Annotated in this window: 24 protein-coding genes and 1 tRNA gene; 11 read left to right on the plus strand and 14 right to left on the minus strand. The window is 49.2% G+C overall.

The window, feature by feature from the left end; genetic code table 11:
• Positions 1-27: 27 nt before the first annotated feature.
• Positions 28-101 (plus strand) — tRNA-Cys (locus LN341_RS06600).
• Positions 102-193: 92 nt separating this feature from the next.
• On the opposite strand, the gene LN341_RS06605 is transcribed toward LN341_RS06600, so the two are convergent.
• Both LN341_RS06605 and LN341_RS06610 read right to left on the minus strand, forming a co-directional pair.
• Positions 194-829, minus strand: coding sequence for a DsbA family protein (locus LN341_RS06605; RefSeq protein ID WP_234204479.1), 636 nt, complete (start codon positions 827-829; stop codon positions 194-196).
• Positions 823-1,689: an MBL fold metallo-hydrolase gene (locus tag LN341_RS06610; protein ID WP_234204480.1), complete on the minus strand. Its 867-nt coding sequence runs from the start codon at positions 1,687-1,689 to the stop codon at positions 823-825. The genes LN341_RS06605 and LN341_RS06610 overlap by 7 nt, the downstream gene beginning before the upstream one ends.
• A 109-nt stretch (positions 1,690-1,798) precedes the next feature.
• Between LN341_RS06610 and LN341_RS06615 the strand changes: the two genes are divergently transcribed.
• Positions 1,799-2,686, plus strand: coding sequence for a LysR family transcriptional regulator (locus LN341_RS06615; protein WP_234204481.1), 888 nt, complete (start codon positions 1,799-1,801; stop codon positions 2,684-2,686).
• Between the two features lie 282 nt (positions 2,687-2,968).
• On the plus strand, positions 2,969-4,648 hold the full coding sequence (locus LN341_RS06620; RefSeq protein WP_234204482.1) for a bifunctional diguanylate cyclase/phosphodiesterase: 1,680 nt from the start codon (positions 2,969-2,971) through the stop codon (positions 4,646-4,648).
• Between the two features lie 6 nt (positions 4,649-4,654).
• Here the strand turns inward: LN341_RS06620 and LN341_RS06625 are convergent, their stop codons facing one another.
• The 4 genes from LN341_RS06625 to LN341_RS06640 are packed head-to-tail and all read right to left on the minus strand — an operon-like array spanning position 4,655 to position 7,460.
• Complete coding sequence (locus LN341_RS06625; RefSeq protein ID WP_052729868.1) at positions 4,655-5,308, minus strand: SCO family protein; 654 nt, start codon at positions 5,306-5,308, stop codon at positions 4,655-4,657.
• Positions 5,301-5,702 (minus strand): hypothetical protein, encoded by a 402-nt coding sequence (locus LN341_RS06630; RefSeq protein WP_234204483.1) that lies wholly within the window; start codon positions 5,700-5,702, stop codon positions 5,301-5,303. Before LN341_RS06630 ends, LN341_RS06625 begins: the two co-directional genes overlap by 8 nt.
• Positions 5,692-6,264, minus strand: a complete 573-nt coding sequence (locus tag LN341_RS06635; protein WP_234204484.1) for a hypothetical protein — start codon at positions 6,262-6,264, stop codon at positions 5,692-5,694. Before LN341_RS06635 ends, LN341_RS06630 begins: the two co-directional genes overlap by 11 nt.
• The gene (locus tag LN341_RS06640; RefSeq protein WP_234204485.1) at positions 6,261-7,460 is read right to left on the minus strand and encodes an MFS transporter; all 1,200 of its coding nucleotides are present in this window, start codon (positions 7,458-7,460) and stop codon (positions 6,261-6,263) included. Before LN341_RS06640 ends, LN341_RS06635 begins: the two co-directional genes overlap by 4 nt.
• 158 nt (positions 7,461-7,618) lie before the next feature.
• Here LN341_RS06640 and LN341_RS06645 point away from each other — a divergent pair, with 158 nt between their 5' ends.
• A complete protein-coding gene (locus LN341_RS06645) occupies positions 7,619-8,578 on the plus strand; it encodes a LysR family transcriptional regulator (protein ID WP_234204486.1) in 960 nt (319 codons plus the stop codon).
• 253 nt (positions 8,579-8,831) lie between these two features.
• Here the strand turns inward: LN341_RS06645 and LN341_RS06650 are convergent, their stop codons facing one another.
• A complete protein-coding gene (locus LN341_RS06650; protein ID WP_234204487.1) occupies positions 8,832-10,163 on the minus strand; it encodes a hypothetical protein in 1,332 nt (443 codons plus the stop codon).
• A gap of 479 nt (positions 10,164-10,642) precedes the next feature.
• Here LN341_RS06650 and LN341_RS06655 point away from each other — a divergent pair, with 479 nt between their 5' ends.
• Positions 10,643-11,602: a DMT family transporter gene (locus LN341_RS06655; RefSeq protein WP_082095658.1), complete on the plus strand. Its 960-nt coding sequence runs from the start codon at positions 10,643-10,645 to the stop codon at positions 11,600-11,602.
• Between the two features lie 75 nt (positions 11,603-11,677).
• On the opposite strand, the gene LN341_RS06660 is transcribed toward LN341_RS06655, so the two are convergent.
• Both LN341_RS06660 and aceB read right to left on the minus strand, forming a co-directional pair.
• A complete protein-coding gene (locus LN341_RS06660; protein WP_046219198.1) occupies positions 11,678-12,118 on the minus strand; it encodes a heme-binding protein in 441 nt (146 codons plus the stop codon).
• Positions 12,119-12,306: 188 nt separating this feature from the next.
• Complete coding sequence (aceB, locus tag LN341_RS06665; RefSeq protein WP_234204944.1) at positions 12,307-13,827, minus strand: malate synthase A; 1,521 nt, start codon at positions 13,825-13,827, stop codon at positions 12,307-12,309.
• Between the two features lie 390 nt (positions 13,828-14,217).
• Here aceB and gcl point away from each other — a divergent pair, with 390 nt between their 5' ends.
• The 4 genes from gcl to LN341_RS06685 all read left to right on the plus strand — a co-directional run bounded on the left by gcl (position 14,218) and on the right by LN341_RS06685 (position 19,264).
• A complete protein-coding gene (gene gcl, locus LN341_RS06670) occupies positions 14,218-15,993 on the plus strand; it encodes a glyoxylate carboligase (RefSeq protein WP_046219196.1) in 1,776 nt (591 codons plus the stop codon).
• 29 nt (positions 15,994-16,022) lie between these two features.
• On the plus strand, positions 16,023-16,805 hold the full coding sequence (gene hyi / locus LN341_RS06675; protein WP_046219195.1) for a hydroxypyruvate isomerase: 783 nt from the start codon (positions 16,023-16,025) through the stop codon (positions 16,803-16,805).
• Between the two features lie 10 nt (positions 16,806-16,815).
• Positions 16,816-17,703 (plus strand): 2-hydroxy-3-oxopropionate reductase, encoded by an 888-nt coding sequence (locus LN341_RS06680; protein ID WP_046219194.1) that lies wholly within the window; start codon positions 16,816-16,818, stop codon positions 17,701-17,703.
• 277 nt (positions 17,704-17,980) lie between these two features.
• Positions 17,981-19,264 carry a glycerate kinase gene (locus tag LN341_RS06685; RefSeq protein WP_234204488.1) on the plus strand — a complete coding sequence of 428 codons (1,284 nt, stop codon included), beginning with the start codon at positions 17,981-17,983 and terminating at the stop codon, positions 19,262-19,264.
• Positions 19,265-19,735: 471 nt separating this feature from the next.
• Here LN341_RS06685 and LN341_RS06690 read toward each other — a convergent pair whose 3' ends face one another.
• Both LN341_RS06690 and LN341_RS06695 read right to left on the minus strand, forming a co-directional pair.
• Complete coding sequence (locus LN341_RS06690; RefSeq protein ID WP_082095657.1) at positions 19,736-20,476, minus strand: GntR family transcriptional regulator; 741 nt, start codon at positions 20,474-20,476, stop codon at positions 19,736-19,738.
• Between the two features lie 194 nt (positions 20,477-20,670).
• Positions 20,671-21,303, minus strand: coding sequence for a transglutaminase family protein (locus LN341_RS06695; RefSeq protein WP_046219192.1), 633 nt, complete (start codon positions 21,301-21,303; stop codon positions 20,671-20,673).
• A 238-nt stretch (positions 21,304-21,541) separates the two neighbouring features.
• On the opposite strand from LN341_RS06695, the gene LN341_RS06700 reads away from it, so the two are divergent.
• Complete coding sequence (locus LN341_RS06700) at positions 21,542-22,603, plus strand: triacylglycerol lipase (RefSeq protein WP_046219191.1); 1,062 nt, start codon at positions 21,542-21,544, stop codon at positions 22,601-22,603.
• 142 nt (positions 22,604-22,745) lie between these two features.
• Positions 22,746-23,357, plus strand: a complete 612-nt coding sequence (locus LN341_RS06705) for a 2OG-Fe(II) oxygenase (RefSeq protein WP_046219190.1) — start codon at positions 22,746-22,748, stop codon at positions 23,355-23,357.
• Positions 23,358-23,449: 92 nt separating this feature from the next.
• Here LN341_RS06705 and LN341_RS06710 read toward each other — a convergent pair whose 3' ends face one another.
• The 3 genes from LN341_RS06710 to LN341_RS06720 form a co-directional block, all read right to left on the minus strand.
• The gene (locus LN341_RS06710) at positions 23,450-24,757 is read right to left on the minus strand and encodes an NCS2 family permease (protein ID WP_234204489.1); all 1,308 of its coding nucleotides are present in this window, start codon (positions 24,755-24,757) and stop codon (positions 23,450-23,452) included.
• Positions 24,758-25,870: an adenosine deaminase gene (locus LN341_RS06715; RefSeq protein WP_234204490.1), complete on the minus strand. Its 1,113-nt coding sequence runs from the start codon at positions 25,868-25,870 to the stop codon at positions 24,758-24,760.
• A gap of 125 nt (positions 25,871-25,995) precedes the next feature.
• Positions 25,996-26,910 carry a LysR substrate-binding domain-containing protein gene (locus LN341_RS06720; RefSeq protein WP_234204491.1) on the minus strand — a complete coding sequence of 305 codons (915 nt, stop codon included), beginning with the start codon at positions 26,908-26,910 and terminating at the stop codon, positions 25,996-25,998.
• Positions 26,911-26,958: the final 48 nt, after the last annotated feature.

Consider the following 26,958-nt stretch of genomic DNA (forward strand, 5'->3'; position numbering starts at 1 on the left):
CGCAACAATGAAGCGGTATCACAAAATGGCGCGTTGGCAGAGTGGCTATGCAGCGGATTGCAAATCCGTGGACCTCGGTTCGACTCCGGGACGCGCCTCCATATTTGATTGAAGTGATGTTTTCACTTTGGTCCTGCAAGACATAAGAAACCCAGCTTTCAGGCTGGGTTTTTTGATCTCACCTCTATTGAGTTCAGCCGTTTTCAGACAGGCGGTTCAGAAAACCATCCCATGCATCCAGTTTGCCAAAGAATGACTGCACCGGGACCGACTGTCTTATTCCCTGCTTTTCCACCATCATTGATGGATAACCCTGAAGCTGATACTGAATCATTTGCTGGGTTGATTCTGAGATAGCATCCTGTTCATTCGTTGATTCGAATGTTGCGTGCCAGACATCAGCGTCAATCCCCATTGCCTGTGCCAACTCCGCCAGTACTGCAGGGGCATGTGCGGTTTTTCCCTGCTGATAATGGGCAACCTGGATCCGTTTGAGCATCTCTAACCCTGATTTTCCGCATTGCCCGGCCGCCAGAATGGCACGGATCGGCAACATCGAATCAAGTATCACAGTGTCGGTTTTACGCATTTTTGCCAGATAGGCATCGCCAAAGGTGACGCCGCTCAGGGCATGAATACGCTGATCACTGTCGAGAAAATGTCTGCGGCTCGCTTGGTCTATCGTTCGGTGGTTGAACAAACCACCGGGATGCAGTTCGAGCTTTATATCATTGCGTTCAGCCAGGTGTTCGATGAGCGGGGCTGCACCGTAGCACCAGCCGCAAAGCGGGTCGTAAAAGTAATGGACTGTCACAGCTGCGTTTACCATTTCATCTCTCCCTTGTGAACTTTTGCACCAATGCTCAGCGCCATCGGCAGGCCCGCATCCGGGTAGCGTTTTTCCATGGTCTCGATGACTTGCTGACTGTTTTCGCTGGCTTTGACGGTTTGCTGAAATGCCTTCAGGTAGTTCAGTGTAAACGTGATGTTTTCAGCAGTCATGGGCGTGCCCGCTTTCATATGGCCTGGAATGACAGTGTGCGGCTCCAGAGCCTGCATGGCTTCCAGTTGTTGTGTCCAGGCGGTTTGTTCAGCAGGTGTCTGTGCGTCAGCCATCCACAGGTGAACGTTACCGTATACGGCCACATTGCCCAGCACGGTTTTGCTGGACGGGATCCACAGGTAAGGGCGGTGCGCCAGCTCGCCTTGGGTATCACGAATTTCAATGGTTTCGCCGTCAACCGTTAAAGTGGTTTGTGTGTACGCCTCAGGGAGCAAGGTTTTCACGGGCGCATTCTCACCCATTTTTGGAGTCCAGAAGGCCAGTTTGCCCGCCATCTTCTCTTTGATCACCGCACGTACTGCAGGCGTGGTGATCAGGCGCGCTTCAGGAAACTGCTCTTTGAGCACTTGTGCGCCAAAGTAGTAATCCGGATCGGCCTGGCTGATAAAAATGGTTTTCAGTGTTTTACCGCTGTCGAGCACCATCGCGGCGATACGCATGGCATCGGCGCGGGTAAAACCGGTATCGACCAGCAGGGCGTCATGCTCGCCATAGACCAGCGTGGCATTGACATGAAAGCTGTTGCCATCGGCATTGTAGACCTGGGTTGAGAGCGGCGCCGCTTCGGCCAGCGTGGCGGTAGAAAGTGTGACAAGCGAGGCTGCCATTAAGCATGTCTTTTTCATGTGTTCGCTCCAGCGAATGTCATTGGGAATGGCATGCATGATAGTGATTTCATTTGGTTGGATATAGAATCAATTTTCAACAACATTGTTTCTTAAATCGGACAAATGAATGGACAGACTCACGGCAGCAAAAGTGTTTATTGATGTCGCCACGACCGAAAGTTTCACCACGACAGCAGAGCGACTGGAAATGTCCCGCTCCATGGTGACCCGCTATATCGCCACCATGGAAGAGTGGATGAAGACCCGGCTGCTACAGCGCACAACCCGCAAAGTGGCGTTAACCACCGCGGGCCAGCAATGCCTGAAAGAAATCAAACTCTGGGTTGAGCAGGCCGAGCACATAGCGGTGGCCTTGCAGCCGGCCGACCGGCTCAGCGGCCATATTCGGTTAACAACCAGCATGTCTTTTGCTCATGCGCAGCTTGCAAAAGCAATCCAGCCGTTTTTAGTGCTCAATCCTGAGGTGTCTGTTGAGATTGATGTCCGCGATCAGGTCACAGATTTGATTGCAGAAAGATTCGATTTAGCCATACGCATAGCCATGGCGCCGGATCCATCGTTAATTGGTAAACCGATCGCAGGTTGCGACTCTGTCATGGTGGCGTCACCTGCCTATCTTGAGCGGTCGCCAGACATCCGGGCACCGTCAGATCTCAGCCACCATCAATGCCTCGGCAATCGTAGTTTCGAGCAGCATGTGTGGCATCTGACGAAAAATAACGTCACTGAATCGGTCGAAGTGTCGTGCCGGTTTATTTCAAACGAAGCTACGGTATTGAAAGCCGCGGCAATCGAGGGAGCGGGAGTTGCAATGCAACCCAGGTATCTTGTTGATGAAGATATTCAAGCAGGTAGGTTAGCCGTAGTGTTAAAGGACTGGATGCCCAAATCCATGTTTGTCTATGCACTTTATCCGTCAAGAGAATACTTATTGCCTGCAGTGCGTGGGCTGATCGATCATCTGACACAGTATTTTGATGGCAAGCGGTGGTAGTACACCTATATTTACCAAGGTTAGAAGGCGGGAGGTATAGGGTAATCTATGACGGAGTTGAATTTTATAATCCACTAATATTCAAACACATGGCTTTTTGTGCTGGTATTTATAGGTAACCCGAAATTATTTTCTATTCACAAAAGATATGAAATTGCAACCAGCAGGTTAAACTGTTTTGCTATTGAGAGTAATTATTCATTATTGACGATGTTTTAATCGCTTATCCTTGTGTGGTATATTACGCGCTTCATTTTTTACAGACAATCAACTGGACTTAACGTGAAATCTGACATTATCGACAATAAAGTTGTTAATAATCAGCATAGGTTGTTAGAAATATTCGATGCTGGCAGTGAAGGTCTGTGGGAAATGACGCCGGATAATATGGTGAATTTTTATAATACTCACTTTTATGAAAACTTCGATGTGTCATTACATGGTTCACCACTGGATGAGTGGATTGCCATCATGCATCCTGAAGATAAAAACCAGTTTATTCAAAATATTAACACGCAGGTGACCGAGAAAATAACACGTTTTCTCAGCCAGTATCGTGTGCGTGACCGACAGGGTGACTATCACTGGATTGAAGCGGTCGGTGTGATTCATGCTGATGAGCATGGCAACATTATCTATATGGTCGGCGCTCATAAAGATATCACTGAAAAGAAACATTATGAGGATAAGCTGTATCAGCTGGCGTATTGTGATTCACTGACTGGCCTGAATAACAGACGTAAATTAGTGGAAACCCTGACCACCTTGCTTGAAGCTTATAGTCAGGCGGCGGTCATGACGTTTGGTTTAAATAAAATCAACCAAATCATGGATGTGTTTGGCTATCAGGCGGGGAACAGGATTATTCTGCTTTGTGCTGAGTGCCTGAAAGAAGCCTTTGGCTCGGAAAACGTCTATAGAACTCAATCAGATGAATTTGTTGTACTACAGAAAGGTACTTATTCTGAAGACGTATTAAAACAACAGATTGGCGCAGTACTGACTGATTTTGAGCAACGCTTTCGCTCTTTTCATCAATCAAGGATACAGGCATTGAATGTGGGTGTTTATTTGTTGATGGAAAATAAACACCTGAATGAAAATGTAGAATCACTCTTATATAAATCCACGCTGATCATGCGGCACGGCTCAGAAAAAGATGCCTGTATTTCTTTTTATGCGGATGATGAAAAAGATGCCATTGAACGTCATCTCTTTTTGGAAACAGGGATTAAAAAAGCCATCACTGACAATGAATTTTATCTGTTGTTTCAGCCGATTGTCTGCGCATCTACAGGGAACATCGTCAGTGTAGAATCGCTGATCCGCTGGAACAGTGTTCGCTATGGCGAGATCATGCCCACTGAATTTATCAGCATTGCAGAAGAAAACGGGGATATTGTTGAGTTGGGTTATCATGTGCTTGTGCTGGCCTGTGAATTTTTAAATCAGTACAGAGAGGTTCACTCCAGCGTGATTAAGGCGTCGGTCAATGTATCCGTTGTGCAACTGATGCAGCCTGACTTTGTTGCCCATTTTCTGGCCATCGTTCGCCACTATCAATTACAACCAGAAAACCTGACCATAGAGATGACCGAGTCTGTCATTCTTGAATCAAATCCTTTTGCGGTACAACAACTGCTGGCACTGAATCAGGCAGGGTTCACCATTTCCCTGGATGATTTTGGTTCGGGTTATACCTCTTTCAATACTTTTTTTTCTATTCCGTTCACCCAGCTTAAACTGGACAAAACCATTATCAAAAAAATGGCAGAGAACCCATCCGTCCGAACTTATGTGAAATTTCTGGTGAATATGTGTAACGAGAAGGAGGTGACTGTGGTTGCCGAAGGGATTGAAGATATGGCCCAGGCTGAACTGGTGAAAAAAGCGGGTGTTGATTTGATGCAAGGATTTTATTTTTACAAACCCAAGAGCGGCAAGACACTTATTGAATTGTAAGCGGTATCATTTCGACCTTGCTACAGCCTGTGTACGTGCATCCGGGGTTTGTTTTAGTTTGGCGGCGAAGTCCCGGACTAATCCGGGCATATCGAAGTCCGGGCTAAACCGCCCGTGAAACAGGCCATCAGGACCAATTATCGAAAATTTGATGGAATGTGCAACACTGTAGCCTTCTTTGTTTTCTGAGACTTCAAACCGGATACCAAGGCTATTTGCCAAACGAGTTAACTGCGCCTCACTACCCGTTACTCCTTGAATTGAAGCATCAAAGTACTGTAAGTACTGGCTGAGTTCGGCAACTGAATCCTGCGTGGGATCAACAGACACAAAAACAAAAGCGACGTTATGTTTACCTGGGTTTTCTGACAGAACTGCAGAGAGTTTTGACAGCTGTGCCAAACTGGTCGGGCAGATGTCCGGACAATGGAGAAAGCCAAATAACACGATGGTCCAATGTCCCAGTAATGATTGGTTCGTAAACGCACCGGCCGCAGATTCAAGGCTAAAATTGTCCAGACTGCGCGGGTTGTCCAGCCATTCAATGGCTTGTTGTGTCTTGGGTTGTAGTGCTTTGGGTTCGGGGGCTAAGATAGCCAGTGTTGCTCCCAAGGCGATACCCAGGCTGAGCAGTAAAAAAACAAGCTTTGCACTACTCATTTGCCGGTACCTTATAACGGGTATAAATCAGCCACAGCGCCAGTAATGCAGGCAATGTCACGCCGCCAAAATCAATGATCAGAAATTCAGGCCCGCAGATGCCAGCAAGCACTTCCCACACGTGGAAAATGGCATGGCCGGTTAACCAGGCCGTTGGCATCAGCCAAAGTGTCAAGCTATGTCTGGTGTCAATCGCTCCCAAAATAAAAGCGGCACCGATCAGGCTGTAATTCATGCCAATATCGCGCAGAAAATGCTGATTGAACGGTCCACGGTCCGGCACACCCGGCACCATCCAATACCAGGTTTCCGGGGCGATCGTCATCAATACGCCGTTAGCCAATGCTGCCAACCCGAGCAGTGCTGCTATTCTGTTACACCATTTATTCAGCATGCTTCCTCTCTCCGGTTAAATCCGCTCCCTGCTCAGGTGTGATGGATGATGCGTTGATCTGAATTCGATGACAGGTTTTCCCGTAGCCCAGCGTGTATTTCAGGGCCGGATACACCCGATAAGCACTGATGGCAAAACCAATCGTAATGAGCCCTTTGGGACCCCACAAAGCCAGTATTTTTTCACGATAATCATCCGCTTCAGGGTGATGAGCCAGCACACACTCAGTAAAGTTCACCACCAGGGCAATCTCTTCAGGCAGATTGTTTAAATCTTTGTCAATCATGGCTTGTACAGTCTCCGGGCTTATTTTTGCCTCCAGGGCCATATTGACCGCCAACTGTGTACATGGGCCGCAATCGTCCGAGAGAATGGCGCGAATTCTGGCGGCATAGAGCGGCCCAGCGGGCACATGACCCGAGTGCGAAGACATGGTCTGAAATCCCATAAATTTCAGGAAAGCCCCGAGATCGGTTTTCAGAATATCCTGCTGATAACGAATGTCGTAATCGTAACGGTTTTTGAATGTCAGCAGCATTTTGCTCAACAGATAGCGAATCATATTGGGTCCTTCGCATTTGACTGATAGTGAGATGACAACACAGGGTTTTCCGCTTTTTCCTGTGCCTGGACAGGCTTGAATAACAGAAAGAGGCACGCGAGAAAGACCAGAGCGCTGGCATAGAGCATGATCGAAAAGTTACCGTTATCTAATAAGCCGGCAGCGAGCAGGGGGCCGGTCGCTAAACCGACAGAAGAAACAACAGCCGCCAGCGCTGAAAGACGGCCTGTGCCGTCCATGTCAGCCGTTACCGCTAACAAATAAGACTGAACTGCAGGCCAGGAAAAAAACAGCAGCGCCATTGAAGTGATATAAAACAGCGGAGTAAGCGGTGAGACGCTCAGCAAGAGCGCAGAAAAGACCGACAGAGCCACACCCGTGATCACCCAGGATAACCGACCAAAACGGTTACCGCTGATCACAGGGAGCATAGCTCCCAACAGTCCCAGCAATCCGGTCATTGCGATAGACAGACTGACATGATCCGCGTGAATGCCTGCATTGAGGCCAATGCGTCCGACATAAGTCCAGATGGCACTGGCAGCAAGCTGATAGGCGGTGATGGCTAGCAGTAATAACACCGCGTTTCCATTCAGTTCAGACAACAATACCGATTGCTTGACTGGCTTGTGATCAGTTGCAAGCGAAGGCAGAAACAGCATCATAATCAGGCTCAGTAAGGCAAAGCCTGCCATGAGATAAAAAACGGCATAAGCGCCCAGCAGCATTTCGAATGCTGGCAGCAGGTAAATCACCAAAGCGCCCAGGTTGAACTGAATGAGTAACAAGGTGCCAAAAGCACGATCCGCATTGTTTAACCTGGCCAGTACAGAAAAGCCGATACCGACACAAAGCCCACCGAATAGCCCGGCTAAAAAGCGCCAGCCGAGCATGACACTGTAGTCTTCTATCCATAACGTCCCGGTATCTATGACAGCTAACATGGGTAAGCAGGTATACATGGCCTGCTGCCAACGCATACGGCGTACCAGGAATATTGCGATTGTGCTACCCAAAAGGCCCCCGTAACCATTGAGCGCAACAATCTGTCCGGCCTGTGCATCGCTAAAACCAATACTGCCTGCGAGAGCATTCACCACACCCGGCAGAAAATTAATATAGGAAAGCCCGGCCATCGTGATGAATGCCAGGAAAAAATAAGCCAGCGGATGATTGGAGGATACTTTGCTGAACATAAAACCTCATGGATGTAATACGGTTTGTTGTTGGAGCATGAATATTAAGATTCAGAAAAGGGAAGAAAAACAGGCTCCAATCCCTTTGAGTCGTGAATACTATTCATGAATTTTTATTGCTATAGTCAGCCAACGAATAATCGCTTGATGCTCAGTGAATGGATAAACTCAGGTCATTAGAAATATTTTTAGCCACGTGTGATGGTGAGAGTTTTGCGGCAGCGGCACGCACCTGTAACACGGATCCATCGACGGTCAGTAAGGCAATCAGCCGGCTGGAAGCGCAATTAGGACTGACGCTTTTTCAGCGCTCTACCCGGCAATTGCGAATTACCGATGCGGGTCAGCGCTATGCCGATACAGTGCGCAAGATGATTCAGGATCTCACCGTTTGCGAAGATGAGCTGAAGCATTTGAATGATTCACCCAGCGGTATACTGCGTATCAGCTCGGCCGTCTGTTATGGTCATCTCTATCTTCGTCCCTTGCTGCAGGCATTCTGCCAGCGTTACCCAGCTATTCAGTTAGATCTTGAAATCAGTGACTTACACGCAGATATCATTGAAAACCATATTGATGTCGCGCTGCGTACGGGTTACGTCAAGGACAGCCGCCTGGTGGCCCGGCGTCTGAGCCCGATGGACTTTCTTGTCTGTGCATCGCCAGATTATTTAGCCGCACAAGGCATCCCCCAAAGTGCCAATGACTTTCATCAGCACAGCTGGATTGGTTTTCGTATTCAAGAAACACAACAGCTGCAGCCCATTTTTTTGCCCGATGCGCAGGGTGAATATGTTCCTTACGAATTAAAACGGACACATATCACTGATGATGGCGAAGCCATGGCCGGGATGTGTGCTGATGGTCTGGGCTTTGCTCAGCTACCTCACTTTCTTGCAAAACAGGGTTTGAACAACGGCAGCTTAGTATCCTTATATCCTTATTTCAGGCCGCCACAGCCTGATAATGGCGTGTTTGCTATCTACCCAAAGCGGGAATATTTACCTGCTAAAGTCAGCGTGTTTATTGAATTTATGACCACCTCTTTAGCCGCGATGGGCGAAAGCACGAACCATACCTGGGCGGAAAACTGGACGCCTCTTGTGGGTCACCGGTGAGGTGAAGAACAAAGTGACTGGGACTGTGTTCAACGTGGTGATTGCATGATATCTAAGTTGACGAAAGGTTTTACTTAAGATTTTTATAACGCAATGAAAGGAAATATATTATTGATTCACAGGATACTTGATTTCTCTATTGATGATGGGTGTTATGTGACTTCATTATATGTGTTCGTGGTTTTAATTATTCTACCTGTTTTGATTAAAAGGTGTTGCTTAGTGATTATTAGCAACACCTTTTTTGGGTTTATTATGAAGGGTTGTATTGACTAAATGGCTTTATGCTTTCAACCTTATATAAAGTCCGTTCTTTGTTAGTATCTGTAACTCGATATTTTATAGCAGCACCTAAGCGAAGTGGTTTTTGCAAAGTCTTATAGTTAACACTGCGGAGTGTCATCAGTTGCACTGATGAGTGGAAATCTTTTAGATTAGCGACATAACTTGTGGCGTGAGGGGGGATTTCTATGTTTATATCTCTTTTAGTTTCTATGTCATTATTAACATACATTGATAATGAATCGATTTTTATGTATTTGTCGGTTTTATTTGTTAGTTGAACTTTGTTTTCTGATAACTTTACTTCAACTAATGAGTCTTTTAAAGGAGGTAAATAATCCACGTAAAATTCATTTTTATGGTTGATTGTGAATTTGACAGGTAGAATTTTCATATCTGAAAAGCTAAATTTTTGACCGCATCCAGTTTCTTCATATGACCAACCATTAAACTGTGAATAATCACAACTAAGGTTGAATTCGGTTTGAGAACGTGCGGTAGTTTCTTTAAGTGTCAGTTTGTTATATAGGTCTTCAACAGATAAAAACTCTCCATAAATAATAGATAGCTGATTTGTATCATATGATGTGTTTATTGTGACTGAATTCCCATTTAACTTTTTGGGGTAAATTTTACTTTTATCATTTAGTGATATTTTTAGTTTTCCAGTGAGTTCATTTTGTTTTTTTCTTACATCAAAAGTAAATTTTTCTTTCTTTTCAGATATATCATTGTTCAATTTATTAAGCTTGGATAGTAGTTCATTGAAATTAGTGTTTTCAATCGCTTGATCCAATGCTTTTTGATATTTGTCTTCATCGAATTCAAGAGTATAAAATCCTCCAAGATCACCTAGCGCGAGCCCCATAGTCATCGCTGTCATAAATGCGTTGCCAACGGTAGACATGACTACATCACCAGTTTTAATTGTTGATGTTTTGAATAATTTGTCTCTTAGAGCTTCATCATCACAAAGCTTAGATTGGTCATCTTTAAATGTTTCATCAATAATGCCACCGGTATGGCAGTCATCTTTCTCTGTTTTAAATACTGGTGAAAAGTCTCTTAGGTTAACCCATGGCTCAGAAGTATCATATTTCTGAGCTGAAAACTTAGAAAACACATAATTTCCGTTTGGATCTCTTTCTAGGTAACCGTATAGGTTGTATTTATTTAAATCTGGTGGTAACAGGTCTCTTTGCTTGTCAGCCATTTGAGTGGATGAACATGCGCCGAGCAGAACTGTGAAACAGATCAAAGCAGCATTTCTTAATGATGATATACACAATTGTCTGGTATGCATAAAAACCTCGGATTGACGTTGTTAATTTTGTTTATTGTTAGTTGTGAGTCCCAAAGAATAGACTCTATAATGCAATATGTTGAGAAGGTTGATTCTATACGTATGCTGTTGAAATAAAAAGAAGGTTTTTAATGTACGTCAGTAAAATCGAGATTATTGAGTGTTGCGATGATAAATCATCCTTAGAACTAACAAATCAGAGAACAACGTTTGGCAGTACCGCATAATAACAACTCATTATTATCGGTTACGACAAAGAAGGGGATTGTGCGCATATCTGGATACGTGCTCACCGAGTCGGGTAATTGTTCATTTTTTATGTTTGACGCTCAATCTCTCCGTTTCACCAGCATGAAAAAACATTCCTACCAGCTCCCTAGAGAAACCATTGCCTGCCCGGCGGTTTAGTGTTGATATGGTTGTTATCGTGTGTGTTACACGAGTGTAATTGTCTGTTGTGGCACTAAAAAGGAGCGTTTCTGTTGAATCCAAACTATAAAGCAAGCGCGATTCTGGTGCTGACGACTATGCTCGCGGCCATCGGGTGGATTTTCTCCAAAGAGACGCTGCAGGGCTTGCCGCCGTTTCTGTTTATTGGCATGCGTTTTTTGCTCGCTTCACTGTGTCTGCTGCCGTTTTGTTATGCAGCGTTCAGGCGCACCACGCTGAAAACCATCGGTTTTTCCGCCCTGGTGGGGGTGTTGCTGGGGGTGGCCATGATGTGCTGGATTCATGCCATGTCCAATACAGAAGCCTTAGCGGAAGGGGCGTTTATTGCCAGCCTGTCGATGCTGTTTGTGCCAGTTGTCGCCTGGGTGCTCTTCAGGCAGAAACCGCCGCGTGCCTTCTGGCTTTCGATGCCGGTCGCGGTGGCGGGTATGGCGTTGTTATCGCTGTCCGGCGGCTGGCAGCAGTCTGACAGTCAGATCTGGTTTGCCGCCTGTGCTTTTATGCTGGCGATTCATTTCAACGTAAACAGCCGGTTTGCTCAGCAAATCCCGATCCTCTTGCTGGCCTGCATTCAGCTATTTGTTACTGGCTTGTTGTCGTTGACGATGTCTTTGACTGTTGAGCACATCCCTGAACAAGTGCCGGTGACTATTTGGGGCTGGTTCGCGCTCAGTACTTTGCTGGCCACCAGTCTACGTTACGTTCTGCAAACGGTCGGGCAAAAACAGATCACTGCCTCGAATGCGGCATTGATCATGTTGCTGGAGCCTGTGTGGACAGCGACGCTCAGCGTGCTGTGGTACGGTGAAGTATTCACGCTGAACAAAGCACTGGGATGTCTGCTGATATTGTCGTCTTTGATATTGTACCGCGTGGGATCCCGGCCATTTAGGGCAGCGCGGCGGGTGAGTGTTATTGAAAGCGCCAGTATTGGCTTTACCGATGCTTCAGCTGAAACGCAGGCATGCAGTAAGAAGCGTGATAAGTAGCAGCTGTCATTAACCGTGAAACAGTAAAAGGGCCATCAATGATGGCCCTTTGCATAGCGAACGGGGTCTCTGTGGTTACTCCACGACTTCCACTTCGTCCGGTACCAGATTTGCTGCTTTGATCCCCGCGATGGCACACAGCTCATCCAGTTCGGATAAATCACCGCTGATACCAACGGCACCCAGCAGGCAGTTATTGCTGCCGCGGATCAGAACGCCACCCGGTACCGGCAGCAGGTTGCCTTCGGCCAGCACATTGACCGCCGACATAAACGCCGGACGCTGTTGAGCATCAAGGGCAAGTTTACGGGAAGAACAACCCAATGCCAGGGCACCCCAGGCTTTGGCGATGGCAATTTCAGGACGGAGCATACTGGAGCCGTCCTGACGTTGCAGAGAAATAAGTTTACCGCCGCTGTCGAGAACAGCCACAGTAAGCGGTGCAGCACCTTTGGTCAGGGCAGTGCTGAATGCGCCCTTGGTAATTACCAGTGCTTCGTCCAGTGTTAAGCTCATAGTGATCCCTCCGATCAAGAATTAATTGACTAACTTTTTGAACGGCAGCCGGTTAGCCGACTGCCGGGTATATTGTTTATGTGCCACCAATCCATGCTCGGTGAGCGGCTTTACTCCGAAAGTGTCATGCGTATCATGACCGGGAGTAAACGTCTCTACCGCCCCGGGAAATCCCCCTGAGCAGACAATCAGCCAACCAACAGCGGGTAGCTAGGTAATGTCAGGAATGGTGCAAATTCGTCTGAAGTTGACAGCTCATCAAACAGTTTGGCCGCATCGTCAAAACGACGACTCTGGCTGTTGTCCGTTTGTTCAAGTTTGAGGCTGTCCACTTCCTGCTGCAGCCATTGGCGGAACAGTTCAGTGGTGAACAACTGGCCATCGTCCAGCGTGACGCCGTGATGAATCCACTGCCAGATATTGGCACGTGAGATTTCAGCGGTTGCCGCATCTTCCATCAGACCATGGATTGGCACGCAGCCAAGCCCGCGGATCCAGGCTTCGATATACAGCAGGGCGATACGCACATTCTTACGCACACCGGCTTCATTACGGTGGCCTTCACAAGGCGCCAGCAGATCGGCGGCTGTGATATCGTTGGCAGCCGATGGCAGGTAATCGAGCTGGTTTGGTTTACCGCCCAGGCGCTGGTTAAACACCGTCATTGCGGTATCAACCAGACCAGGGTGGGCAACCCAGGTACCATCGTGACCATTGCTGGACTCGCGCTCTTTGTCTTCGATGACTTTTTCCAGAACCTGCTTCATTTCTTCAGGATCTTTGCTTGGAATAAAGGCCGACATACCACCCATTGCCAGCGCGCCACGCTGGTGGCAGGTTGCAATCAGCAACTGGCTGTAGGCTGTCAGGAAAGGCTGCGCCATGGTCACATCGTGACGGTCAGGCAGAATGCGGTCTTTGTGTTGTTTCAGGGTTTTGATATAGCTGAAGATGTAATCCCAGCGACCGCAGTTCATGGCAACAATGTAATCGCGCATGGCGTACAGGATTTCATCCATTTCAAAAACGGCGGGCAGGGTTTCAATCAGCACGGTCGCTTTAATGGTGCCGGTTTGCGCACCGAAGTAGTTCTCGGTGAAACGGAACACATCGGCCCACCACTGGCCTTCTTCCATTGATTCCAGCTTGGGCAGGTAATAGTAAACACCTAAGCCTTTGGCAGCGCGTGTCTGGTAGTTGTGGAAGAAATACAGGCCGAAGTCCATCAGGCAGCCTGGAATAGATTTCCCCTGATACTGAATGTGCTGCTCTGGCAGGTGCAGACCGCGCGGGCGCGCAATCAGCAGGGCCGGATCATCATTCAGGACATATTCCTTCTGACGCTTGTCGTCGAAATAGCGCATCTCGCCCAGGTTGGCATCACGCAGGTTGATCTGGCCTTGTACCATGTTGTCCCAGCTCGGCGCAGTGGCATCCTCGAAACAACACATAAAGACTTTCGCGCCTGAGTTCAGCGCATTGATCACCATCTTGCGATCAACCGGCCCCGTAATTTCCACCCGGCGATCCTGAAGCGGCGCAGGGATATCAGCAATGCGCCAGCTTTTATCATTTCTGATATCGGCTGTGTCAGCTCTGAAACCCGGCAGTTTGCCATTGTCGAATTCACGCTGACGTGTTTCACGGCGGGCAAGCAGATCGTCCAGACGGCCTGAAAACTGACTGACAAGTGCCGTCAGAAACGCCATGGCATCGTCGTTCAGGATAGCCTGATAGTCGGGTGACAGTGAACCAACGGCGAGCTGTAGGGAATCGGCTTGTGCCTCTTGATGTTGTTGGGTATCCAATTGCGTCTCCTTAGAACAAACGGTCTATCGTTTTGTATACATTTTATAATTTTCCTATTATCTATAACCTATATGGGCGTATCAGGTAAAGTGGTTTTTATCACTATGTAAATCTGATGTTGTTTTTATGTGTCGCTATTTTTTGATTCAAGTAATTGTTATTTAAGTAAATAGTGGTCTTTCTACAGATTAAGTTTGTTTTAAATCGTAACAGCCCCCTTGCTAAGATCATTTATGTGTGTCTAGAATACAATCATACACAACATTGTATACAATTATGCAGGAGGCAGTATGGCGAAGATGAAGGCAATTGAAGCCGCCGTTGAAGTTTTGAAAAAAGAAGGCGTTATTCAGGCATTTGGTGTACCCGGTGCAGCGATTAACCCCATGTATGCTGCACTGAAAAAACTGGGTGGCATTGATCATATTCTGGCCCGCCACGTGGAAGGTGCTTCTCACATGGCTGAAGGTTACACGCGTACCAATCCCGGTAATATCGGTGTTTGTATCGGTACTTCAGGTCCAGCGGGTACAGATATGATCACAGGATTGTATTCAGCAGCGGCTGATTCTATTCCAATTCTGTGTATCACAGGCCAGGCACCACGTGCCCGTCTGCACAAGGAAGATTTCCAGGCGGTTGATATCGAGAGTATCGCGAAACCCGTCGCGAAATGGGCAACTACAGTACTGGAGCCAGCGCAAGTGCCGCGCGCATTCCAGCAGGCTTTCCATCTGATGCGCTCAGGCCGTCCGGGGCCGGTATTGATTGACCTGCCGATTGACGTTCAGCTGGCTGAGATTGAATTCGATATCGACAGCTATGAACCGCTGGAAGCTTACAAGCCAACAGCCAGCCGTGCTCAGATTGAAAAAGCATTAACCATGCTGAACCAATCAGAAAAACCACTGATTGTTGCCGGTGGCGGTGTGATTAATGCCGGCGCGTCCGACTTGCTGCAGCAGTTCGCTGAGATCACCGGTGTGCCTGTGATTCCAACATTGATGGGCTGGGGTTCTATTCCGGACAACCACGAATTAATGGTGGGTATGGTGGGTCTGCAGACAGCACACCGTTACGGTAACGCTAACATGCTGGCTTCTGACTTTGTGTTTGGTGTGGGTAACCGCTGGGCAAACCGTCACACAGGTTCAGTGGATGTGTACACTAAAGGCCGCAAGTTTGTTCACATTGATATCGAGCCGACTCAGATTGGTCGCGTATTCTGCCCTGATCTGGGTATCGTATCGGATGCAAAAGCCGCACTGGAACTGATTGTTGAAGTTGCCCGCGATATGAAAGCCGCTGGCAAACTGGCCGACCGCAGCGCCTGGGTTTCTGAATGTCAGCAGCGTAAAGCCACCATGCTGCGTAAGACGCACTACACTGAAACGCCAGTCAAACCTATGCGTGTTTACGAAGAAATGAACAAGGTGTTTGGCGAAGAGACCTGTTACGTGAGCACCATTGGTCTGTCTCAGATTGCTGCCGCTCAGTTCCTGCATGTGTACAAGCCAAACCACTGGATTAACTGTGGTCAGGCTGGTCCTCTGGGCTGGACAATCCCTGCTGCTCTGGGTGTACGCGCTGCTGATCCGCAACGTCCGGTTGTGGCATTGTCCGGTGACTATGACTTCCAGTTCATGATCGAAGAGCTGGCAGCCGGTGCGCAGTTTAACCTGCCCTATATCCACGTACTGGTGAATAACTCTTACCTGGGTCTGATCCGTCAGGCACAGCGTCAGTTCGACATCGATTACTGTGTCCAGCTGGCGTTCGAGAACCAGAACGCGCCGGAGCTGAACGGTTATGGTGTTGACCACGTTGCTGTGGTTGAAGGTCTGGGCTGTAAAGCCATTCGCGTGACCGATCCTGAGAAGATCGCCGATGCATTACGTGAAGCGCAGGTTCTGATGAACAAGCACAAAGTTCCAGTTGTGGTTGAAGTGATTCTGGAGCGCGTCACGAACATCGCGATGGGTGTTGAAATTGACGGCATCAACGAGTTTGAAGCCCTGACCGAAGATCAGGCAGATGCGCCAACGGCCATCACCTTCAATCAATAAGATGCCACGAATAGCAAAAGGAATGTGACATGCCGAAATTAGCAGCAAACCTATCCATGCTCTTTACGGAAGTACCTTTCATGGATCGTTTTGAAGCCGCCGCGCAGGCGGGCTTCCGTGGCGTGGAATATCTGTTCCCTTATGCCTTTGAAGCAGAAGCGATTCAGGCAAAGCTGAATCAGTTTGGTCTGACTCAGGTGCTGTTCAATCTGCCTGCGGGCGATTGGGAAGCAGGCGACCGCGGTATCGCGGTCGACCCTAAGCGGGTTGAAGAGTTTCGCGCCGGCGTACCGGAAGCCATTCGCTATGCCAAAGCACTGAACTGTACTCAGGTGAACTGTCTGGCAGGGATAGTCCCTGCCGGTGTGACCCCGGGTCAGGCGGAAGCCACCTTTGTTGATAACTTGCGCTTTGCTGCGGCTGAGCTGAAAAAAGCAGGGATTCACCTGATTATCGAAGCGATCAACACCCGTGATATTCCAGGTTTCTTCCTCAATACCACCAAACAAGGTCTGGATATTATTGAGAAAGTTGGCAGTGACAATCTGGAGCTGCAATACGACATCTACCACATGCAAATCATGGAAGGTGATCTGGCAACCACGTTGAGTCGTGAACTGGGCCAAATTCGTCACGTGCAGCTGGCTGACAACCCAGGTCGTCACGAGCCGGGTACAGGCGAAATTAACTATCACTTTATGTTCAGGCATCTGGATGAAATTGGCTACGAAGGCTGGGTGGGCTGTGAGTACAAACCGCAGACAACGACCGCAGAAGGCCTTGGCTGGCTGAAAGAATTTAATCAAATCTAAGGAGAGGATAATGACGACTATCGCATTTATCGGTACAGGCATCATGGGTAAACCTATGGCCGAGAACCTGCAGAAAGCTGGACACCAACTGGTCTTTTCTGACCATTACAATCCAGCGCCGGCAGATTTGGTTGCCAACGGCGCTCAGGTTGTCCACTCGGCAAAAGCCGCGGCGGAACTGGCTGAATACATCATCCTGATGGTGCCAAATACCCCTCAGGTGGAAGATGTCCTGTTCAGTGAAAATGGTGTGGCCGAAGTCCTGAAGCCGGGTCAAACCGTGATTGATATGAGTTCAATCTCGCCAATCGAGACCAAAACAATTGCAGCTCGCGTGAAAGAAACCGGTGCGGAATACCTGGATGCGCCTGTCTCTGGTGGTGAAGTGGGTGCGATTAATGCAGCTCTGACCATCATGGTGGGCGGTAGCGAAGAAGCCTACGCCAAAGCACTGCCACTGTTTGAAGTCATGGGCAAGAACATCAACCTGGTCGGTGATAACGGTGCAGGCCAGATCTGTAAAGTGGCGAACCAAATCATCGTTGCGCTGAACATTGAAGCGGTTGCTGAAGCTCTGGTATTTGCCTCGAAAGCCGGTGCCGATCCAGCCCGTGTTCGTGAAGCGCTGATGGGTGGCTTTGCCAACTCTAAAGTACTGGAAGTGCACGGTGAGCGTATGGTGAAAGGCACCTTTGACCCAGGTTTCCGTATCCAGCTGCACCAGAAAGATCTGAATCTGGCGCTGTCAGGCGCTGAAGCGCTGGGTATGTCTCTGCCAAACACCCAGTCGGCTCAGAATCTGTTTGATGCCTGTGTGAAACTGGGCGGCGAAGGCTGGGATCACTCAGCACTGATTCGTGCGATTGAAGAGCTGGCGAATCACAGCATCCGTCAGTAATCTGATGAAAAGGCGGCATCATTGATGTCGCCCCAGGTATGCAGCTGGTAATCAGCTGTATCCTGAATCATTCTTGTCACATAACAATTTTTAGTCTCCTTTGGTTATGTGGTCCCGAAACCGCGGGTTGGATATTAGGGCTGGCTGCTTGTCAGAGGTGGCTTTAGCCGGCCCTACCAGTTCGATATACAATGTGGGTGACAGTGACAGTGACGGTTTCGGGTTTTTTCCCCTGTTGCTTGCCGTAACTGGGAGCTAACTTGACGTGGAGCGCAACATGCAAATGGAAACGCATGCATTTTTGACTGCACTGTTTAATCGTGCAGTAAAACAGGCCCTGCCCGGTGAAACCCTGAAGCACTATTTACCTGAAGACAGAACAGGTAAAGCGGTGGTCATAGGGGCGGGTAAAGCCGCCGCCTCAATGGCCAGAGCACTGGAAAGTGTCTGGGAAGGTGAATTGGAAGGTCTGGTCGTGACTCGTTATGGTCACACCGCAGAATGCCAGAAGATCGAAGTGATCGAAGCTGCCCACCCGGTGCCGGATGATGCTGGCCGGGAAGTGGCCGAACGTATCCTGAATCTGGTGGAAGGGCTGAACGAGAACGATCTTGTAATCTGTCTCCTGTCTGGTGGCGGATCGGCCTTGCTGAGTTTGCCTGCTCCCGGCATCACCTTCTCGCAAAAGCAGCAAATTAATAAAGCCTTGCTGAAATCCGGGGCGGCCATTGATGAAATGAACTGTGTACGCAAGCACCTGTCTGCCATTAAAGGCGGAAGGCTGGCGAAAGCCGTCGCACCGGCACAGTTGATTACACTGGCCATTTCGGACGTACCCGGCGATGAAGCAACCGTGATTGCTTCCGGCCCGACGGTTGCTGATCCGACGACCAGCAAAGATGCCTTAGACATATTGAGCCGCTATCAGGTGAGCGTACCTGACTCAGTCACTGAGTGGTTACACAGCCCTGAATCTGAAACGGTAAAACCGGGTGATGCCTGTCTCGAGCGGGCAAGGTTCGAGCTGATCGCCAGCCCTCAGCTGTCTTTGGAAGCGGCTGCCGAAGAGGCCAGTCAGTGGGGGATCCCTGCGCATATCCTGAGTGATTGCATTGAAGGTGAATCTCGTGATGTCGCTAAAGTACACGCAGCGCTTGCCAAGCAGATTGCCGACCGCGAACAGCCGTTCACAACGCCTTGCGTCTTACTGTCTGGTGGTGAAACCACGGTGACAGTGCGGGGTGAGGGACGTGGCGGGCGTAACAGTGAGTTTCTGCTGAGCCTGTATCATGAACTGCAGGGCCATCCGCAGATCTTCGCACTGGCCGCTGATACCGATGGTATTGACGGGGTCGAAGATAATGCCGGTGCGGTACTGAACCCGCAGAGTTATCACCAGGGGCAGGCTCTGGAACTCAATAGCCAGGACTATCTGGATAACAATGATGGATACACTTTCTTTAAACAATTGGATTCATTGTTAACCACGGGTCCAACATTAACGAATGTGAATGATTTTCGCGCCATTCTGATTCTTCCGAAGGAGGAATCCGGTCACTGAATAACTCCTTGAGTTATGTTGTAAGTTGTAAGAGGCAACGGTAGGCACAGTTTTCTTTGTCCTTGGAGACTGTGTGCCCTTTGGGAATAGTGTCAGCGGCACTATTCCTTTTTTTTATTTAGCCACTGACAGTCATTTCTGCGTGGCGAAAGTCCAGCCAACCAACACAAAATCCATGATTGATTTAACAGAAAGGACCAGGCTGAACTGCTCAGTCTGCAGGCTGGCGGTATACGATGTTTTGCGATTTTTTGATGAATGATCTCAGTGAGCCAAGCACACCAGGGATAGATGAATAGAGTTGGATATGAGTCACAGCAGATTAAGAAGCGGAATGGGTGGGAGCGTGCAGCACCAACTTATACAATACCGAACTGAACGCGTAGGCTGCATGCCCCACTGAGAACAGTATAGGGCATAGCATTATTGTATACAATGTTGTTTTTATTTTTGTGTTAAATTGTTTTCAATCTATCTTCGCTTCAACACAACATCAGAAAATACCGCGTGCAGATCACTGCTGATTGCTTCATCATCCAGGGCTAATTTTGCATTGATGTGACCCAGGTGATTACGCATCAGCGAAACGGCTTTTTCTGTTTCACCCGCTTCAATGGCGTCCAGCAGCTGGTTATGTTCATCAAAAGAGCATTGACCTCGGTTGCCGACTTCATACAGTGCAATGATCAGAGAAGTTTGCGACACAATACTGCGCTGGAAGGAAAGCAAAGGCGGGTTGTTGGCCATGCTGGCCAGCTGGATATGGAATTCACCGGAGAGGCGGATACCGCGGCCCACATCGCCTTGATCAAAAGCAGCATGCTCTTCTTTGACCAGTTCACGCAATTTGGCGATTTGTTCGCTGGTCGCATGTTCAACGGCCAACTCTGTGATGGCGAGCTCTAACACTTCGCGTGCTTTCAATACCTGCCGGGCCTCTTCAACATTGGGCGCAGCAACAATGGCACCACGGTTCGGGCGAATTTTGACAATCTGCTCGACAGACAGGCGAAGCAAGGCACGGCGGATAATGGTTCGGCTGACACCGAAAATTTCACCCAGTGCTTCTTCATTCAGCTTGGTGTTTGGTGGCAGGCGCTGTTCCAGGATGGCATCAAAAATGTGTCCGTAGACAATATCATCCTGGGTAAGTGTCGGACCCACAGTGGGTGATTTCTTTAACGTTGACTTTTTTTTCACTGGCGTGGTCACTACTTCTCTCCTAAAGCTTCTCCAGCTGCCCCGTTATTGTATGCAATTAACGCAAAAAAGCGAATTAACTTTTCAGAGTAAAATAAATAATCATATTTTATCCGGCCCGCTTATGTTCTTGAGTTTCGATGAATCAGGGAAAATGAAACAGCGTGTATAATGCTGCCCGATGGTGTCTGATTGACGGGGTGGCGCTAGTGAGCGCTAACCCGGTTCTGATTGAATAAATCTGCAAACTTCGGATAAGCCTCAGAGGCTGTTTTTTGAATCAATTCAATGGGCATGTCATCAAAACAACCGTGGTATTTTACATACTCCATATGTTGCCGACCATCTTTTGTCGCGGAATGGAGAATAGCGTCATGTTTACCGTCAAATTCCAGGGGGGCAACGTTAAACTTCTCGCATAAAGCACGATCGAAGACAGGCGTGACTTTCACCCAACCCTGATTCAGCCAGATCTCTGCATAGCCATGCAACGCGAAATAGTCTGTTCCCAGCCATTCAACCAAGGCCGGCGTTGATAAGTGATTGATGACATCCGCGAGGCCAAGACGGGCGGGGATACCATGCAGACGGCATAGTGCGACCATAAGCGCCGCTTTTGGGATGCAATATGCCTGGTTTTTCTGAAAGCAATAGCTGGCTTTCAGGCTGGGCAGGCCGTCTTGCAGCGTATAAGGATTGTAAACAATTTCATCGCGGACCAGATAATAAATGCTGATGGCCTTCTCGGCTGCTGTATTCCCTGTTACCTGCTGACTGAAGTTTTGGATGGCCGGGTGATCAAAATCAAAGTAGTCGGTCGCGTTCAGTTGCTCTTCCATGTGCTGTGATCCTTTGTGGTTGTTACTAGCAGACTAGAGTGTAAGCTCTATCTTGGCGAGTGGTCCGGAGAGATTTTGTGCGAGAGCTTGAGGTCATTCACATTCATGCCGGTGACGCGGATGGCTTGTGGTCCTTATCCTATCCTCTTACTATGGCTACGACAGATCAGCCTCGAGATGTCCGACAGACGGTAACATTGACCTGGTGTGGCAAGCCCAGTCTAAGGTAGGGGGGAGCATGGTATTCAAGCGACGGATGAATCGTACACTTCAGTTGCTGCTCAGCGATCTGTCAGATCGTGCTGTTGCCAACGCCAGTCAGTGGCGGGCAGGTTTGGGAGCCTTTGTTGAAACCGGTTTGCCGCCGGTGCCCAGCGATCTGGTGATCGCCACCATGAACGGTGTGATGGGAGATGCGCTTGCAGAGCGCAAAAGCCGGCTCGCCCAGAGAATGGCATTCAGCAGCGGTATGCAGCCACTGAGTCTGGACCCGCTGACGCTGGCCAGCCAATTGCCGCAGCCGCAGGCTCGGATCGTGGTTTGTATCCACGGCTGGTGTATGAATGACAGCCAATGGCAACGGAAACCCCATGACCATGGGCGGAATTTGGTGAAGTTTGGCTATACCCCTGTGTATCTGCGTTACAACACAGGGCGTCACATATCCTCTAATGGTGAAGATTTCGCGTTATTGCTAGAGCAGCTGATTGCCGCCTGGCCTTGTCCGGTGCAGGAAATAGTGATGATTGCCCACAGCATGGGTGGGCTGGTCAGCAGGAGTGCATGCTTCTATGCTGCAAAACATCAGGTGAGCTGGATAAATCAGCTATCTACACTGGTGACCCTGGGCACCCCGCATAATGGCGCACCTTTAGCAAAACTTGCCAGTTGGGCCGAAACCCGGATTGCGGCGGTGCCTTATCTGCAATCCGTGGCCAATCTGACCCGGCTGCGCAGTGCCGGCAGTAAAGATCTCAGTCTGGGCACGATCTGCCATTCCGACTGGCAACGGGAGCCGCCGCCGGTTTACCCGCTGCGTCCGCCTCTGCCGGACGGTGTAGCTTGTTATGCTGTTGCCAGCTGTTTGAGCAAAGATACTCAGGATGAAAGAAACCGCCGTATCGGCGATGGTTTGGTGCCAGTTTCGAGTGCGTTGGGCGAAGGGAGTGAACAGCAACTGGCCGTGGGATTTCCGTCACCCAACCAGTGTGTGTTAGGCAGTGTGAATCATATGGGGTTGCTCACACATCCGCTGGTTTCCAGAAAAATTGAACAGTGGGTTCTGGCAAACAGTCTGTAAATGTTATGCAGAATTTTTTATGGTTTTCATCTGCAAAATTTATCCATAATTTTTTTTCATTCTCATCATTTAATCAATGATTTGTGACGTGCAGGGTGAGTGTCTATAAAGCCTCAACGCTAGGCTAATACGGACACATCGCATGGATCTCGACACTATGCTTGAGAGCCTGCACACACAGGGCTGGTGTGTGTGGGACGATTTTCTTTCTGCAAACGAAATATCTGCATTGTTGCAATGTTTACCCTCTGAATGGTCACAAGCAGGCATTGGGCGTCAGGATGCCCATACGCATGTGGCGTCGATCCGAAGCGATAAGATTCACTGGCTGAAAGAAGAGATGGGCCAGCCAGTTCATCACTATCTGGATAAGATGGAAGTGATCCGCCAGGCGGCGAATCGTTACCTCTATCTGGGCTTGTTCGAATACGAAGCGCATTTTGCCAAGTACGAGCAGGGGGATTTCTATAAAAAACATCGTGATAGTTTTCGTGGTAAAGCCAACCGTATTCTGACGACAGTTCTGTATCTGAACGATCAAGACTGGCAGGAAACGGATGGGGGAGAGCTGGTGATCTACAATGATGATGATAGCTTTCTGACAAAGCTGGTGCCCAAAGGCGGGCGCCTGGTGATGTTTTTATCTGAAGACTTTCCTCATGAAGTGCTGCCCGCACATCGTCCGCGTTTCAGTATTGCGGGCTGGTTCCGTCTCAACGGCGTGAGCGCGGGAAGTCTGGATATTGCGGTATAAACTTTTTATCCTGTCAGTGGATTGAATTCGGGCCAGCAAGTACGCTGGCCCGAATTTTGTGATCACTTCTAAATGACGCCAGTGGGGATTGCTTAGTGGCCGGCCACGACGTAAAAGTAGTAAATCATTGAGATGGCAATGAGATACACAGACCAGTGATCTTCCTTAAAGCGATTTGTGGCCAGTTTCAGGAATGCATAAACCACCATGGCTGCGGCAATCCCGTTACCCGAATTAAAGCTGAAGATGGTCATGGCGACACAGACAAATGCCGGCAGATACTGTGTGATGTCATCGTAGTTTACTTTTCGCATCGAAGACATCATGGCAAAACCAATATAAATCAACACAGGTGCGGTCGCGGCTGTCGGGATCAGAGTCACCAGTGGTGAAATAAACAGGGTCAGAACAAACAAGGCTGCCGTGAATACCGCGGTTAGGCCGGTACGGCCGCCGGCTTCTACGCCCGCAGAGCTTTCCAGATACGTGGTCAGTACCGGGCACGAGAACAGCGAACCAAAGGTCGTCGCACAAGAGTCTACGTGGAAGTTTTTCTCAATGCCCGGCAGGTTGCCGTCTTTATCCAGATAACCGGCCTGCGCACCGACCCCCAGTAAGGTGCCCAGGGTCGAGAAGAAATCCGGGATAAAAAAGGCCAGCAGGAAAGGCAGATACTGCGGTGACAGGGCACCGACGATATCAAGTTGAAACACCAGATCATCCACGCCGCCCGGCATGGCAAACATGTGAGTTGGCAACTGGGTGACACCGAGTGGAATGCCCACCAGCGTGGTGATCAGCACCGCCAGAATAATACCGCCCCGGGTTTTGCGGGCTACGAAAAACAACACCAGGAAAAACCCGAAAAAGGCCAGCAGGGCGTCGGTCGATGCCAGATCGCCAAAAATCAGCACATTTTTCTTGGCATTGGCAACCACAATCCCTGCCTGCTTGAGCCCAAGCAGCGCGATAAACAGCCCGATGCCGACGCCGACTGAGACTTTGATACTCGGCGGTATGATACGAACGATGAAATTTCTGATCCCCAGAAAAGACACCAGCATAAACAGCACACCGCTGATAAAAACAATGCCGGAGGCAACCGGCAACGGGACGCCGCCGCCCAGCAGTGTGAAGGAGAAAATCGCCACGCTGCCCAGGCCCGGCGCCAGAATAAACGGCCGGTTGGTATAAAGCGCCATTGCCAGGGTCGTGAGAATTGTCATGATCACAGTGACTGTCATGGCCGAGGCAAAGGGAATCCCGCCTTTGCTCAGCATACCGGGCACGACAGCCACCACATAGGCCATCGTGGCGAAGGTGGTGAATCCGGCGATAAACTCGGTTTTGATATCCGTGCCATTTTCTTGCAGTTTGAAAAAGTCCTTGATGCGTTCCATTTATTTTTTTCCGTTGTGTTCACGTCGATACAAAATGAGTTCTTTGGTACTGAGTTTTGGCTGATAGTCCAGCTGAGCAAACAACTCATCAAAGCAGCGGCTCCATTCTTTTGCCCACTGTGTAATCTGTGCTGTGGGCAGCCAGCTTGCGTAGAGGCTGTTCAGCATCATGGTCTTCAGGCTATAGACATCAAATCCGAAGTCCTCAACCATCACCTGATAGCATTTGCTGGTATGGGTATCGTGCATGTGCCAGTCATCAGTGCAGGGGATAATGTTCAGGCCCGCTTCTGCCATGGCACGGATCGGGTGTTTGACCCGCCATTCGTCATGCTTTGGCCATTGCTGCAGGAAGTAGGTATTGGACGGCACCACGGTAAAAGGGATGCCCAGCGCCGCGTATTTCGCCATGAGCTCAGGGTTATTGATAATGCTGTAACCATGATCAATCCGATCAACCCCGATGAGCTCAATGCCGGTTTCGACATTGCGCCAGTGCAGGCCAAACTCAGAACAATGCGCTGTCAGCTTGTATCCGTGTCTCGCCGCCAGCCGGTATGCCTTCCAGAAGTTTTCAACCGGCGCCTGATGTTCTTTGTAATCGATTCCGATGCCCAGCACATAGGGGTGCGGGTGGGCAATCATGGCCTCTACCATAGCAACGGCGTCTTCCGGGGATTTTTCGCGATTAATTGAGGGAATCAGACGTATGGTGATATCAAACACCTGCTGGCAATGATCGATAGTGCGCACCAGTGCATCATTGATCTCTGCGTAAGGCAAAGCCACATCGGACGGGTTCCAGAAGGTTTCAATGTATTTTACACCGCTGTGGTGGGCATCTTCTGCAACTTCAAACAGCACTCTTTCATAATCGGCCGTTTCCTGCATCAACTGATACAGGAATGTCAGAGCGGCAATCCCGCCTTTGCGCGGGCCGCCAGGCGTCTGGTAAGCGCGGTAGTAGCTTTTGGCCTCGGCTTCCGGAAGATCAACCTGGTACTTGCGGGCAAGGTCCAGCATGGTGTTCAGCCGTACCCCGCCCAGCAAGTGATAATGAATATCGGCTTTGGGCAGGCGGCGAATAAATTCAGGTAAAGTCAGGGTCGTCACGTATCCATACTCAATCTGCTACATCAGTTGTAAAGCAGTTTGGAGAGAAGGGTGAACATTGTGAAATGCTGTTTTCGGTATGCTGATGCTGAATCTGCACCAGTGTATGAAACAGCATGAGCCGGTCAGTCGGCCGGTAAGAGTTGCCAGCCAGCCTCGGCCTGTCGCTTAAGGTATTGCCAGAACGCTTCGGCAACATCAGGAAGCCGGGCCTGATTGCGGTACAGCCGGATTTTATAGGGTATCCGCCAGACATCAGGGTTGAGCTTCATCAGTCGCCGCGCTTTTAATTCCTCGTCGATTAAGCAATCGGGCAGCCAGGCCACGCCTTTTCCCCGCAGCGCCATGTCTTTATGCAACTGACACATTGAGGATTCAAACACCGGATGACAGGGGAAATTCACCGGTTGTCCCAGTGCGTTTTCGATTAATCGTGCCGTGTAACTTTCGGGAGAATAGCGTAATAAGGGCGTCAGTTTGTCCGGCCCGGGTTTAAAGAGCGGGGCGCCCTGATGATCGGTCGCGGAGACCAGATAGAAATGACCTTCCCCAATGGCAATATTCTGAAATGGCGGTTGATGCAAGGCCAGGGCATCAAAGGCAAACAGGAAATCACTGCGCCCTTCGGTTAATGATTCAATGGCGAAATCCAGCCTGAGTACGTCAACACTGTATTCGAGACTCAGTTCCTGACTGGCGAAGTCCATCAGATTCATTAAAGTGGGCGATGCCAGAGAATGCGGCGTTGCAACACGAAGCGGTGTAAAAACGGGTCGCGGCTGACTGCTTAACTGAGACAGGCCATGGTCGAGCTGCATCAGCAGATTACGGGCCAGTGAATGGAACTGCTTCCCTGCCTGCGTCAGGCTGACCGGTGTGGTACTTCTGTCAATCAGCTGTACGCCAACGGCCTCTTCCAGAGATTTAATATGACGTCCGAACGCGGGCTGAGTAATGTGGCGGGCTTTGGCCGCACGGGAGAAGTTTCGGACTTCACACAGCACGATAAAGTCTTCCAACCATTTAGTATCCAGATTCATCGACAATCACTTCACTGCAAACCACACATAGTGAAGCGAATATTATCA

The sequence above is a fragment of the Photobacterium sp. TLY01 genome (assembly GCF_021432065.1).
Taxonomy (GTDB): Bacteria; Pseudomonadota; Gammaproteobacteria; order Enterobacterales; family Vibrionaceae; genus Photobacterium; species Photobacterium halotolerans_A.